The 13301-nt window shown below is 65.1% G+C and carries 11 protein-coding genes and 1 pseudogene; 5 read left to right on the forward strand and 7 right to left on the reverse strand.

The features are described from left to right. Nucleotides 1–145: 145 nt before the first annotated feature. Complete coding sequence (locus IGS55_RS19395; protein WP_230517629.1) at nt 146–1162, forward strand: zinc-binding alcohol dehydrogenase family protein; 1017 nt, start codon at nt 146–148, stop codon at nt 1160–1162. Here the strand turns inward: IGS55_RS19395 and IGS55_RS19400 are convergent, their stop codons facing one another. Continuing rightward, nucleotides 1163–2431 (reverse strand): glycerate kinase type-2 family protein, encoded by a 1269-nt coding sequence (locus IGS55_RS19400; RefSeq protein WP_230517628.1) that lies wholly within the window; start codon nt 2429–2431, stop codon nt 1163–1165. Between the two features lie 44 nt (nt 2432–2475). Next, complete coding sequence (locus tag IGS55_RS19405) at nt 2476–3807, reverse strand: MFS transporter (RefSeq protein WP_230517627.1); 1332 nt, start codon at nt 3805–3807, stop codon at nt 2476–2478. Between the two features lie 140 nt (nt 3808–3947). Between IGS55_RS19405 and IGS55_RS19410 the strand changes: the two genes are divergently transcribed. Both IGS55_RS19410 and IGS55_RS19415 read left to right on the forward strand, forming a co-directional pair. Continuing rightward, nucleotides 3948–5111: a sugar diacid recognition domain-containing protein gene (locus tag IGS55_RS19410; RefSeq protein WP_230517626.1), complete on the forward strand. Its 1164-nt coding sequence runs from the start codon at nt 3948–3950 to the stop codon at nt 5109–5111. 45 nt (nt 5112–5156) lie between these two features. Beyond that, complete coding sequence (locus tag IGS55_RS19415; protein ID WP_230517625.1) at nt 5157–5510, forward strand: YnfA family protein; 354 nt, start codon at nt 5157–5159, stop codon at nt 5508–5510. Between the two features lie 6 nt (nt 5511–5516). Here the strand turns inward: IGS55_RS19415 and IGS55_RS19420 are convergent, their stop codons facing one another. Continuing rightward, nucleotides 5517–5918: a tellurite resistance TerB family protein gene (locus tag IGS55_RS19420; protein ID WP_034759008.1), complete on the reverse strand. Its 402-nt coding sequence runs from the start codon at nt 5916–5918 to the stop codon at nt 5517–5519. Nucleotides 5919–5982: 64 nt separating this feature from the next. Beyond that, nucleotides 5983–6945 carry a TerC family protein gene (locus tag IGS55_RS19425; RefSeq protein WP_072456397.1) on the reverse strand — a complete coding sequence of 321 codons (963 nt, stop codon included), beginning with the start codon at nt 6943–6945 and terminating at the stop codon, nt 5983–5985. Nucleotides 6946–7104: 159 nt separating this feature from the next. On the opposite strand from IGS55_RS19425, the gene nhaR reads away from it, so the two are divergent. Further along, a complete protein-coding gene (gene nhaR, locus IGS55_RS19430) occupies nt 7105–8004 on the forward strand; it encodes a transcriptional activator NhaR (protein WP_034759014.1) in 900 nt (299 codons plus the stop codon). Nucleotides 8005–8466: 462 nt separating this feature from the next. Next, nucleotides 8467–9535: pseudogene (locus IGS55_RS19435) on the forward strand (chloride channel protein). On the opposite strand, the gene IGS55_RS19440 reads toward IGS55_RS19435, so the two are convergent. The 3 genes from IGS55_RS19440 to msbA form a co-directional block, all read right to left on the reverse strand. Beyond that, complete coding sequence (locus IGS55_RS19440) at nt 9525–10019, reverse strand: MarR family winged helix-turn-helix transcriptional regulator (protein WP_230537259.1); 495 nt, start codon at nt 10017–10019, stop codon at nt 9525–9527. The pseudogene IGS55_RS19435 and the gene IGS55_RS19440 overlap by 11 nt on opposite strands. Before the next feature lie 79 nt (nt 10020–10098). Then, nucleotides 10099–11214, reverse strand: coding sequence for a toxin-antitoxin system YwqK family antitoxin (locus IGS55_RS19445; protein ID WP_230517623.1), 1116 nt, complete (start codon nt 11212–11214; stop codon nt 10099–10101). Nucleotides 11215–11371: 157 nt separating this feature from the next. Then, nucleotides 11372–13207 carry a lipid A export permease/ATP-binding protein MsbA gene (msbA, locus tag IGS55_RS19450; RefSeq protein ID WP_230517622.1) on the reverse strand — a complete coding sequence of 612 codons (1836 nt, stop codon included), beginning with the start codon at nt 13205–13207 and terminating at the stop codon, nt 11372–11374. Between the last annotated feature and the right edge of the window lie 94 nt (nt 13208–13301).

Raw genomic sequence — 13301 nt, forward strand, 5'->3', positions numbered from 1 at the left:
GGTACGCTCCCCCTGTTTCCAGGGCGAGAAAATGGCCATGATACGTCAAGCCCGTATGGCCACGCCAACAATGGTGTCGGATTACGGTCCTTCGGACCTGATCCGACCTACGCCTACTCCATCACTGTTTACCGAAGGAACACCCATGAAAGCCATCGCCTACCGCCACAGCCTGCCCATCACCGATGCCGACGCCCTGCTCGATATCGAGCTGCCCGTGCCCGTCGCCACGGGGCGCGACCTGCTCGTCGCCGTCAAGGCCATTTCCGTCAACCCCGTCGACACCAAGGTGCGCAAAAACCGCGCGCCGAAAGACGGCCAGCCGGAAGTGCTGGGCTGGGATGCGGCCGGCGTCGTCACGGCCATCGGCCCCGACGTCACCCTGTTCCAGGTGGGAGATAAAGTCTGGTACGCAGGCGCCATCAACCGCCCCGGCAGCAACAGCGAATTCCAGCTGGCTGACGAGCGCATCGTCGGCCACATGCCGGCCAGCCTCGATTTCGCCCCGGCCGCCGCCCTGCCCTTGACCGCCATTACGGCCTGGGAGCTGCTGTTCGACCGCCTGCAGATCAGCCGCGACAAGAGTCATACGGGCAAGTCCCTGCTGGTGATCGGCGCGGCCGGCGGCGTCGGTTCCGTGCTCGTGCAACTGGCGCGGCAGTTGACGGGTGTGACCATCATCGGGACGGCCTCGCGCGCGGAAACGGCCGACTGGGTCAAGGAACTGGGCGCCCACCACGTGATCGACCACAGCCTGCCGCTGGCGCAGGAAATCACGCGCCTCGGTTTACCGCCCGTCGATTACGTGATCAGCCTGAACCAGACCGACAAGCATTTCGAGCACATCGTCGAACTGATCGCGCCGCAGGGCAAGTTCGCCCTGATCGACGACCCCGAGCACATCGACGTGCGCAAGTTCAAGGGCAAGAGCGTGTCGCTGCACTGGGAACTGATGTTTACCCGCTCGCTGTTCCAGACGCCAGATATGGTCAAACAACATGAATTGCTCGAGGAACTGGCGCAGCTGGTCGATGCGGGCGTCATCAAGACCACCCTGGCCGAGCGCTTCGGCACGATCAACGCGGCAAATTTGAAACGCGCGCATGCCCTGCTGGAAAGCAATACCGCGAAAGGGAAAATCGTCCTGGAAAGTTTTAATTAATCAGGTAATCAAAATGGCCCGGAAATCATTGACGTTGGTTAATGTCGGGCCCGTGATCACGGCATCTCCCAGCGCCTGGAAGAAGCCGTGGCCATCGTTGTTGTCCAGGCTGTCGCGGGGCTTGATGTCTTGCGCCCAGGCCCGTTGCAGGGTGTCGGGCGCCAGGACCGCGCCGGCGATGTCTTCCTGGCCGTCGACGCCATCCGTGTCGCCGGCCAGCGCGTAAATGCCCCCGTGCCCGTCCAGCGCGATGCCCAGCGCCAGCAGGAATTCCACGTTGCGCCCGCCGCGGCCATTGCCGCGCACGGTGACCGTCGTTTCGCCGCCCGACAGCAGCACGCACGGGGCGGGAAACGGCTGGCCCCGCGAGGCCGTTTGCAGCGCGATGCCGGCCATCACCTTGCCCACGTCGCGCGCCTCGCCTTCCAGGCTGTCGCCCAGGATATACGGCGTGACGCCGGCCGCGCGCGCCACGTCGGCCGCCGCTTCCAGGGCCATCTGCGGCGTGGCGATCAAGGTCGTGCGCGTGCGCGCCAGCCGTGGGTCATCGGGTTTCACGGATTCGCCGCGCCCGCTTTCCAAGGTCTTTCGTATGCTGTCCGGCAAGTCCATGCCATAGCGGCGCACGATGGCCAGCGCGTCATCGCACGTCGTGGCGTCGCCCACCGTGGGGCCGGACGCGATGTCGCCCAGCTTGTCCCCAGGCACGTCGGAAATCGCCAGGGTCACCACTTGGGCCGGATGGCAGGCAGCCGCCAGCCGGCCGCCCTTGATGGCGGACAAATGGCGGCGCACGCAATTCATTTCGCCGATGGTGGCACCCGACGCCAGCAATGCGCGGTTCAACGCCTGCTTGTCTTCCAGGCTGATGCCGTCCAGCGGCAAGGCCAGCAGCGACGAGCCGCCGCCCGAGATCAGGCACAGCACCGTGTCGTCCGCCTGCAAGTTGCCCACCAGGTCCAGCATGCGCCGCGCCGCGTCCATGCCGGCCTGGTCCGGCACGGGGTGCGACGCTTCGACGATCTCGATGCGTTCGCACGGCACGGCATAGCCGTAGCGCGTGACGACCAGCCCGGACAGCGGCCCCGGCCAGTGCCGCTCCACGGCCTGCGCCATGGCGGCCGACGCCTTGCCGGCGCCGATGACGATCAGCCGGCCCTTGGGCGCGGGCGGCAGATGGGGCGGTATGCAGTGCGATGGCTGGGCCGCGGCGATGGCGGCCTGGAACATGGCCTGCAGCAAGGCGCGCGGCGGCGGGGTCGTCGTCATGGTCTATTCCTCCGGTTCGATGGCAGGTTCGTTCAACGGTTCACTTAGCGATTAACGATGCGCGCGGGAACGCGCAGCACCAGTATGGCGCCCAGCAGCATGACTGCGGAAAGAATATACAGGGCCACGTCGGTGCCGCCCGTCGCATCCTTGATCCAGCCGACGAGGAAGGGGCTGACGAAGCCCGCCACCTGGCCCAGCGAATTGATCAGCGCCAGGCCGCCGGCCGCCGCCGCGCTGCCGAGAAATGCCGTCGGCAGGGGCCAGAACATGGGCAGGCCGGACAGCGCGCCCATGGTCGCCAGCGACAGGCCGATGAGGGCGACAACCACGTTGCCGTGCGCCTGGGTCGCCAGCAGCAGGCCGCACAGGGCCATCAGCAGGGGGCCGCTCAGGTGCCAGCGGCGTTCCTTGTGCCTGTCGGCCGAACGGCCCACCCAGATCATGAAGATGCTGGCGCACAGGTAGGGAATGGCGCTGACCCAGCCCACGGCCACGGGGCTGGCGAAACCCAGCGACTTGACGATGGTGGGCAGCCAGAAGTTGATCGCGTACACGCCCATCTGGATGCAGAAATACACGAGGCCCAGCATCCACACATGCTTGTTGCGCAGCACGCTGGCGAAGGTGTCGGCCGTATTCGCGCTGTTGCGGCGCTGGCGTTCGTCCTCGTCGAGATCGGCGCGCAGCAGCTGCTTTTCTTCCGCATTCAGCCACTTCGCCTGGGCGATGCCATCGTTCAGCAGCACGTAGACGAGAAAGCCCAGCAGCACGGTAGGGATGCCTTGCAGCAGGAACATCCATTGCCAGCCAGCCAGGCCGCCGTGGCCCGCGAACGATTGCATCATCCAGCCCGACAAGGGGCTGCCCAGCAAGCCGGAAATAGGAATGGCCGACATGAACAGGCCCATGATGCGGCCCCGGCGCGACGCGGGATACCAGTTCGTAAAGTACAGGACGATGCCGGGGAAGAAGCCCGCCTCGAACACGCCCGTGATGAAGCGCAGCGAATAGAACGCGGCCGGCGTGGTGACGAACATCAGGCAGGCCGAGGCAATGCCCCAGGCGATCATCAGGGTGCCGATGACCTTGCGCGCGCCCAGGCGGTGCAGCAGCAGATTGCTGGGCACGCCACTGGCCACGTAGCCGATGAAGAAAATACCGGCGCCCAGGCCGTACACGCTTTCGCTCCATTGCAGCGCATCGAGCATTTGCAGCTTGGCAAAGCCGACATTGACACGGTCCAGGTAATTGAACAGGTAGCAGATGAAGATGAAGGGGATCAGATGCAAGGTGACCTTGCGGTAGGCGTCTTCGCGCAAGCGGTTCTGCGCGGACGCGCCGGCGGACAGGCTGGCGCCTGGATGGGTGATCATGGGTGTCTCCTGACTATTTTTTATGGGATACGGCCAGCCCATCGTACAATCGCCGACAGAAACAGTCATCGTGCGAATGCATGAAGAAATATGGTGCTTTATACGATGATTCCATGCAGATGCACAAGACGGACCACCCCATGCCGAATATTGACCTTCCCCTGGCGCAGGACATCGTCCGGCGCACCATGCACATCATTCCCTTCAGCGTGAACGTCATCGATGCGCGCGGCGTGATCCTGGCCAGCGGCGACCCGCAGCGCGTGGGCGACCTGCATCCGGGTGCGCAACTGGCGCTGGCCCGGCGCGCCAGCGTGGAAATCGGCGCGGCCGACATGGCTCGGCTGCCCGGCACGCGGGCCGGCATCAACCTGCCCCTGACGGTGCGCGGCGAGATTTGCGGCGTGCTGGGCTTGACGGGCGAGCCCGATGCCGTGCGCCAGTTCGGCGAACTGGTGCGGGCCATGGCGGAAATGATGCTGGAGCAGGCGCGCCTGGTCAGCGAGTTGCAGCACGAAAAGCGCTACCGCGAGGAATTCGTGTTCCAACTCGTCTACCGCACGGGGATTTCGGACGCCAGCATGCAGGCGTGGGCGGCGCGCCTGGCGGTCGATTTACGCGTGCCGCGCGCCATGTTCGTGCTGGAAATACCCGATGCGGGAGAAGGCCCGGGCGAGCGGCTCGACCAGGTGCTGACGCAGTTGCAGCAAGTGCAGTCCGACCTGTCGGCCCGCTGGCCCTCGCTGCTGATGGCCGTCGTCTCGCCGGGCGAACTGGTGCTGCTCGACGCCTTTCCCGCCAGCGGCCCGCAGCAGGCGCGCGCGGCGCAAGCCAGGCAGCGCCTGCTCGAACTGCATCAGGTGGCGCAGCAGGCGCTCACGCCGCCCGCCACCCTGGCCATGGGCGTGGCCTTGCCGGGCCTCGATGGCGCCACGGCTTCGTATGAATCGGCGAAGCAGACGACGCGCGTGGGGCGCGCCCGCGATGGCGGGCAAGCTACTTTTTCCTATCTGGAACTGAGCCTGCCCGTGCTGCTGTCCGGCCTGCAAGCGGGTTGGCAGGCCGAGCAATTGCGCCAGACCCTGGCGCGTCTGCTGGCGCACGACCGCAAGTCGGGCACCCTGATGCGCACCCTGGCCGCCTGGTTCCGCCACCACAGCCACCCGATGGCCACGGCCAGGGCCCTGCACATCCACCGCAACACACTCGATTACCGGCTGCAGAAGATCGCCGAACTGACGGGGCTGGACCTGGACGACACGGATGACCGCCTGCTGCTGTATGTCGCCCTGCAACTGAATTGACAGACGCCCGTCTACAATGGCGGCTGACCGCACAACAGGAATAGCATGAACGACGCCATCGAATGGACCAGTCTTGCCCGCACTTTCGGGCTGTTTACCGTCACGGCCGTGGCCGAACTGCTGGGCTGCTACCTGCCCATGCTATGGCTGAGCAACAAGGGCAGCGCCTGGCTGCTGGTGCCGGCCGCCCTCAGCCTGCTGGTCTTCGTGTGGCTGCTGACCTTGCATCCGGCCGCCAGCGGCCGCGTGTATGCCACGTATGGCGCCATCTACATCGCCACGGCGCTGGGCTGGCTGTGGCTGGTGGACGGCGTCACGCCGGCCTGGACCGACGCCGCCGGCGTGGGCCTGGCCCTGGCCGGCGCCGCCGTCATTGCCATGGGGCACAAGACGGCTTGATGTGCATCAGGCGGCATGCCGGCGGAAGTTCGTTTCCGCCGACCACGCCGCGCTGGCGCGGGCCAGCAAGACGGCTTCGCCATCGGCCAGCCAGTCGTCCGCATCGGCGATCTTCCACATGGCTTGCAGCAGCTGGCGGCGCAAGTCCGGCTCGGTGATTTCATCGAGCAGGCTGTCGATCACGCCATTGGCCAGTTGCACGGCGCCATGCACGGTCGACGTCAGCATGTCGTCGCACAGGTCTTGCAGCAATTGCTGGAAGGCGGCCGGCTCCAGGTCGATATGTTCGAGAATCTTGCTGCGGTGCATCGCTTGCAGCTCGGCACTGGCCAGGTTGCCATCGACCACCATCATCAGGGCCAGGATACGTCCCGCTGCCTGGGGACTGTTCATTGCATACGTACGCATAGTTCACTTTCCATTGTCAGTTTAAAAAGCGCGCCCCGCCATTGCAGGGCGCGCGGTACGGCATTTACTTCTTGTCGCTGCGGGTGATGAACACGCTGGCCACGCAGCTCGACACGATCAGGACCGCCACCACCAGCAACGATGCTTCCACCGGCACGTGGTACCACGGCATGATCAGCATCTTGGCGCCGATGAACACCAGTACCATCGCCAGGCCATACTTGAGCATGTGGAAGCGGTCAGCCACGTCCACCAGCAGGAAGTACAGGGCACGCAATCCCATGATGGCGAACAGGTTCGACGTAAAGACGATGAACGGGTCCGTCGTGATGGCGAAAATCGCCGGAATCGAATCGACCGCGAATACCAGGTCAGTCACCTCGATCAGGATCAGCACGAGGAACAGCGGCGTGACATAGCGCAAGCCACCCTTTGCCACGAAGAAACGTTCGCCGTGGTCGCCATCGGCCACCCGCAAGTGGCGGCGGGCAAAGCGCAGCACGGGGTTGTTCGCCACGTCCGGTTCCGCATCGGCAGCCACCAGCATGCGCATGCCGGTCACCAGCAGGAAGGCGCCGAACAGGTACAGCACCCAGCTGAACTCGCTCACCACCCACGCACCGGCCATGATCATCACGGCACGCATGACGATCGCGCCCAGCACGCCATAGATCAACACGCGGCGCTGGTACTGGATCGGCACCTGGAAGGCGCTGAAGATCAGCAGGAAGACGAACACGTTATCGACCGACAGCGCTTTCTCGATCAGGTAGCCGGAGAAAAATTCCAGCGCCTTCTGGTTGGCGATCTCGGGACCGGCCGTGCCGTTCAGGTACCACCACAGCCCGCCGTTGAACAGCAGGGCCAGGCTGACCCACACGAGCGACCACGTCGCCGCTTCCTTGACGCTGACCTTGTGCGCCTTGTTGCCGCCGAAGACGAACAAGTCCAGCGCCAGCATCACCAGGACAAAGGCGATGAAGCCGGCCCACATGGGTGCCGTCGCAATACTTTCCAGGCCGTTCATCGGCGGCCTCCGCAACTGTCTGTTTGTATCCTGAAGTCCATGGCACTCTCCTTGCATGAATTGAGCAGCCATCATAGTCCGAATATAAACATCGAACAAATCGAATATAATTTAAGAATACATCGAAAAACTCGATGCATTAATCTGCCGGGAAAAACCATGTCGACACTCAACTTCAAGCACTTGCGCTATTTCTGGATGGTGGCCAAGACGGGCAGCATCGCGCGCGCGGCCGAGCAGCTGCACCTGACGCCGCAATCGATCTCCGGCCAGCTCAGCGAGTTTGCCGACACCCTGGGCGTGGAACTGTTCCGCCGCAGCGGGCGCCAGCTGGAATTGACGGACACGGGCCGGCGCATCCTCAGCCATGCCGAAAGCATTTTCAGCACGGGCGATGAATTGCTGGAAATCGTGCGCGACCAGTCGCGTACGACAACGACGACCTTCCGCGTAGGCTGCGCCGATTCCGTGTCGAAACTGATCGCCTGCCGCCTCGTGGAGCCGGCGCTGGGCCTGGCCGAACCGCTGCGCATCATTTGCCGCGAAGGACGGCTGGCCAGCCTGCTGGCGGACCTGGCCGTGCACCGGCTCGACCTGATCATGGCGGACCGCCCCATGCCGGCCCACTTGAGCGTGCGCGGCTTTAACCATTTGCTCGGTGAAAGCGGCATGACCCTGTTCGGCACGCCAGCTCTGGCCGCCACGCTGAACGGCGGCTTCCCGCAATGCCTGGACGGCGCGCCGCTGCTGCTGCCCGGCGAAGACTTCGCCATTTACGGGCGCTTGCTGCAATGGCTCGGCGACAACAACCTGCACCCGCGCATCGTCGGCGAGTTCGACGACAGCGCCATGATGAAGGCGTTCGGCCAGTCCGGCGCCGGTCTGTTCTTCGCCCCCACCGTCATCGCGCCCCAGGTGTGCGAACAATACGCGGTCGTGGCGCTGGGCCGGGTCGACAGCCTCGTCGAGCAAGTGTATGCGATCACCACGGAACGGCGCTTGCGCCACCCGGCCACCATCGCCATCAGCCAGAGCGCGCGGCGCGAGCTGTTCGTCTAAGCGCCAGCCCTACTCGGCGCTTACTACCACCTTGCCCGGCTGCCCGACTTTCATGTGCACTCGGCACGCGATGACGGCAGCCTGGTCTAGGTGCTGGCGGGAGCTTCTGTTGCCAGCCGCCCACAGATAAGTCAAGTGAAATACATTTGTACAAATATATCTCTATAATGGCAAGTCTCCCCGACGCCCTGCGCGCCCCTTCCTGGACTTGCCGCAATGAAGCACTTGCACGATATTCCCTCTGCCTTCAAGCATGAATTTGCCAACCCGCACCTGTGGTGGTCGCGCGCCGTCGTCGTCGGCATGGCCGCCATCGCGGGGCTCGTCGTCGTGGGCTTTACGTGGCTGGCGGAGGAAGCGCTCGACCTGTTTCTTTTTTTTAACGGCAAGGCCTGGTGGTTCGCCCTGCTGTGGACGCCCGTTTGCGCCGCCCTGCTGGTCTGGCTGACGCGCCGCTACGCGATGGGCGCGGCCGGTTCCGGCATCCCGCAAGTGATGGCGACACTGGACCCGGCCGTGGCGCCCGGGCAGCGCTCGCTGTTCGTGTCGCTGAAACTCAGTGCCGCGAAAATCGTCCTGACGGCGGGCGGCTTGCTGGGCGGCTTGTCGCTGGGGCGCGAAGGACCGTCCGTGCAGATCGCCGCCGGCGTGATGCTGGCCGCGCGCCGCTGGCTGCCCCGTCACTCGCAAGTGAGCGCCCATTCGCTGCTGGTGGCCGGCGGCGCGGCCGGCATCGCGGCCGCCTTCAACACGCCGCTGGCCGGCGTCATGTTCGCCATCGAGGAACTGTCGCGCTCGCCCGAGCAGCGCAACAGCGGCCTCATCGTCGCCGGCATCGTGCTGGCCGGCATGATGGCCGTGTCCATCCACGGCAACGCCACCCACTTCGGCATCATCCACCCGGGTCCCATCGGCCTGGCGCTGGCCTTGCCGGGCTTGCTCGTCACCCTGGTGGCGGGCGTGGCGGGCGGCCTGTTTGCGCGGCTGCTGCTGGCGTCCGCCCGCGGCAATCCACTGGGCAAATTGTCTGCGTGGAGAAAAGGCCGGCCCGTGCTGTTCGCCGCCGTCTGCGGTGTGCTGGTGGCGGCCATCGGCATCGCCAGCCACGGCGCCACGTTCGGCAGCGGCACCGTGGCCACGCGCGCCATGCTGGAAGGCTCGTCCGACGTGGCTGACCGTGTGGTCGGGCGTGCCGGCCGGCATTTTCGCGCCCTCCTTGGCCATCGGCGCCGGCATCGGCCACGATATCGCCGTGCTGCTGCACTACCCGCACGCGCCGGCCCTGATCGCGCTGGGCATGGTGGGTTTCCTGGCCGCCGCCACGCAGGCGCCGCTGACGGCGTTTATCATTGTCATGGAAATGGTCGATGGCCACGGCATGGTGCTGAGCCTGATGGCCTGCGCCGTGGTGGCCAGCACGGTCTCGCGCGTGCTGAGCGAGCCGCTGTACGGGGCGCTGGCGCAGCTGCAATTGCAACGGCTGCCGCTGCAACTGCAGCTGCAGCAAGCGGGCCGGGAAACTACATCGTAAACGGAAACGGCTGCATGCCCGCCTGCCTGTCATCGGGGGCGACGACGGCCAGCAAGGCGTTCAAGCCCTGGTTCAGGTGCGCCAGGCTGTCGGGGTCCAGCTGGGCCAGCGCGCTGGGCAGCAAGCCGCGCGCCGGCTGCGGCGCGCCGGCGATCACGGCCTGCCCTTCCGCCGTCAGGGTCAGGGTGACGACGCGCTGGTCGGGCTGGTCGCGCGCCTTGCGCACATAGGATTTTTTCACCAGCGCGTCGACCAGGTTGCTGGCCGTCGTCTGGTGCAGCGACATCTTGCCGGCCAGCTCGCCCATGCGCAGGCCCGGCCGCTCCAGCAATTCCTGCATCACCCACAATTGCGCGCCCGACACACCGCATTGCTTCTCGATCTGCGCCGAATGCCGCTGCGCCGCGCGCATGACGACGCGCATGTTTTGCAAGGCCATGCCCTGCGCCTTGGCTATCGCCGATACTTCCGCTTCCGCCACCATTGCCTCCAGTTATCCCGCCGGCTTCGCGCCTGCTGGCGGGCCGGAATGCATACATGATACCTGCAATGGCGGCGCGGAACTAACTGCCTGTCACTGGCTGGCCATCCTGCCATGCCTGTTCCAGTACCAGCTTGCCGGCCTTGTCCCAGTGGCGCTCGATGCCGTGCTTCTTGCCGTGTTCATACGGCACGATCTGCCGCAGGCCGCCGTCGCTGTACCAGGTTTGCAGCAAGCCGTGGCGCTGGCCTGCGACAAACGGCGTCACGCTGGCGCGCACGCCGTTGGCATGCCATTCCGTCGTATCGCCGTGGTCACGACCCTGTGCATCTTTCTGCCACGCAAAAATGGGATGGCCATTCGCCCCCCACTTTTCCAAGCTGAGCACGCTACCTTTCCGGTACAGCGTTTTGTTCGACAGTTTGCCATTGCCATGGCTTTCAAACGACCAGCCATCGGGCTGGCCGTGCACCCAGACGGTCTTGGCCAGCACCTTGCCGTCCTGGGCAAGCATGACAAACTCGCCCTCGCGCTGGCCCTTGACATACTGTCCCCGCCGGTGCAGCTTGCCATCGGCATAAAACGATTCCTCCACGCCATCCATCTGGCCATTGCGTTGATAAGACCGGCTGCTGACGGCCCCGTTCGCGCCATACGACACGTGCTCGCCATCGGCCATCTCGGCGCCGTGATACAAGGTGCGGCTCATCAGCTGGCCATTCTCGTGATACGTCTCCGAGATGCTGTCGCGCCCGTTCGGCAGCGCCGTCACTTTTTGCTTGACCTGGCCGTTTTCAAAGTACACGCAGCCGCCCAGCAGCTCCTCGCCCTGGTCATTGAAATAGGTTTCGCGTAGCAGCTGCCCATTCTCGTAGTAGTACTTGCGAAAACGCACGAACTTGACCTGGCTCAAGTCCAGGTCGGTGGCATAGGTTTCGAAGGCCAGCACGCCCGGCGTGTCGGGAAATTCGAGGCGCACATGCCAGGCGCCCAGCGCCTCGTCGCGCACGGGCGCCGTGCGCAGTGCATAGGCGGCGCGGCGCTGGTTGCTCGGCATGAAATTTTCATCCAGATACATGGTCCGGTCTTCCTCCTGTAGCGTTGGCGTTGGCGCCGCCGGCGGCTCCTGCGCCGCCAGCGGCAAGGCCGCGCCCAGCGCGGCGGCCAGCAGCCAGCGCATCGTTTGTTGATTTTTCATGTTGTTCCATTGTTCATGTTGCTTTTCGGCCACCATCATAAAGGCAAGCGCCCTGCGCCATGGGCACGATTGCCGCCCCATGAAAAAAGGCCGGGACGGACCTGCTTGGTCCGGCTCCGGCCCGGCGGATGCGCTGGCGCGCCAGACGCGCCACACCTCAGCCCACGCTATCCTTGACTGGCGACAACTGGCTCGCATGCAGGCGCGCATACGCGCCGCCCTGTTGCAGCAAGTCCGTGTGACTGCCCGATTCCACCAGGCGCCCGCCCTGCATGACGACGATGCGGTCGGCGCTTTCGATGGTGGACAAACGGTGGGCGATGACGATGGTGGTGCGGTTGCGCATCAGCACTTCCAGCGCCGCCTGCACGGAGCGCTCGGACTCCGTGTCCAGCGCGCTGGTCGCTTCGTCCAGCAGCAAAATCGGCGCGTCCTTGTACAGGGCGCGCGCGATGGCCAGGCGCTGGCGTTGTCCGCCCGACAGGCGCGAGCCGTTCTGGCCCGCCTGCGTGGCATAGCCTTGCGGCAACTGCATGATGAAATCGTGGGCGTAGGCGGCGCGCGCCGACGCTTCGATGCGGGCCATGTCCGGCGCCGGGTCGCCGTACGCGATATTCGCCGCCATCGTGTCGTTGAACAAGATCACGTCCTGGCTGACGAGGGCGAACTGGCGCCGCAGGGCCAGCAAGGCGTAGTCACGCACGTCGACGCCGTCGAGCAGGATCTGGCCGCCGCTGACGTCATAGAAGCGCGGCAGCAAGCCGAGCAAGGTCGTCTTGCCGCCGCCGGAGCCGCCCACCAGGGCCACCGTTTCGCCGGCGCGGATGTCGAGCGTGATATCGCTCAAGGCCGTGGGCGCATCGGGGTCGTCGCTGTTGTAGCGGAACTGCACATTTTGCAGCGACAAATTGCCCTGCACGGTGGCCGGGGCGATGGTGCCCGGGTCCGGTTCCAGCGGCGTGTCGATCAGGCCGAAGACGGACTCGGCCGCCGCCAAACCCCGTTGCAGCGGCTCGTTGATCTTGGTCAAATTCTTGATCGGCGACTGCATGGCCATCAAGGCGCCCATGAACGCAACGAAGGCGCCCGGCGTGATGGCGCCGCTTTGCGCGCGCAGCATGGCGAAATAGATCACGGACGACAAGGTGATACCGACGAGCATCATGATAAAGCCGGAATTCATGGCCGACGTGGCCGCGTGCTTGACGGCCAGCTGGCGGTTGCGCTTGACGACGTCGACAAAGCGCGCCTGCTCGTAATCCTGCCCGCCGAAGATTTTCACCACGCGCTGGCCGGCGATGCTTTCGTCGAGCACGGACGTCAGCTCGCCCACGGCTTGCTGCGAACTCTTGCTCAGGTGGCGCATGCGGCGGCCCGCCAGGGTCACGACGATGGCCACGATGGGCATGGACGCCATGCAGAACAGGGCCAGTTTCACGTCGATGCTGAACAGCAGAACCAGGTAGCCGATGGTGGCGACGGAATCGCGCACCATCACGTTGAGCACGTTCAAGCCCGCCTGCGACACCTGGCTCGCGTCGAAGGCCACGCGCGACTGCGTCAGACTGGTGGTGGTGGTATCGAAGAAGCGGCTGGGCAGGCGCATGATGGTGGCGAACATTTTTTCGCGCAAATCGGCCTGCACGCGGCTCGATAGCCAAACGGAACCGTAATCGCCGGCAAAACTCGACACCATGCGCAGCACTGCCAGGCCCAGGATGGTGGCGGGAATCACCCACAAGTCCACCTGCCCCGCCTGTGCCGGCAAGAAACGGTCGACCCAGCCCTGCAGCATGCCCATCACGCCCGATGCGGGCGCGACCTGCGTGCTGGCCGTCATGCGCATGGCGTCGACGACGTTTTGCAACTGGCGGATTAACAACACATCGGTGGCGGACGCCACGCCCACGGCCAGCAAGGTGGCGGCAACGATGGCGCCATAGCGGCGAAACTGCCCGGCCAGGCGGAAAAACAGGAGGCGACTTTGCTGCATGCAGGTGAGAAAAGTGAGGGTAAAGCGTGATTCTAACCGCTGCCAGACTTACCTAGAGGAAAGTCGCACCTTGCCGGCGCAGGACCGGCAAGGG

The organism is Janthinobacterium sp. EB271-G4-3-2, assembly GCF_020858035.1.
Taxonomy (GTDB): Bacteria; Pseudomonadota; Gammaproteobacteria; order Burkholderiales; family Burkholderiaceae_D; genus Janthinobacterium; species Janthinobacterium aestuarii.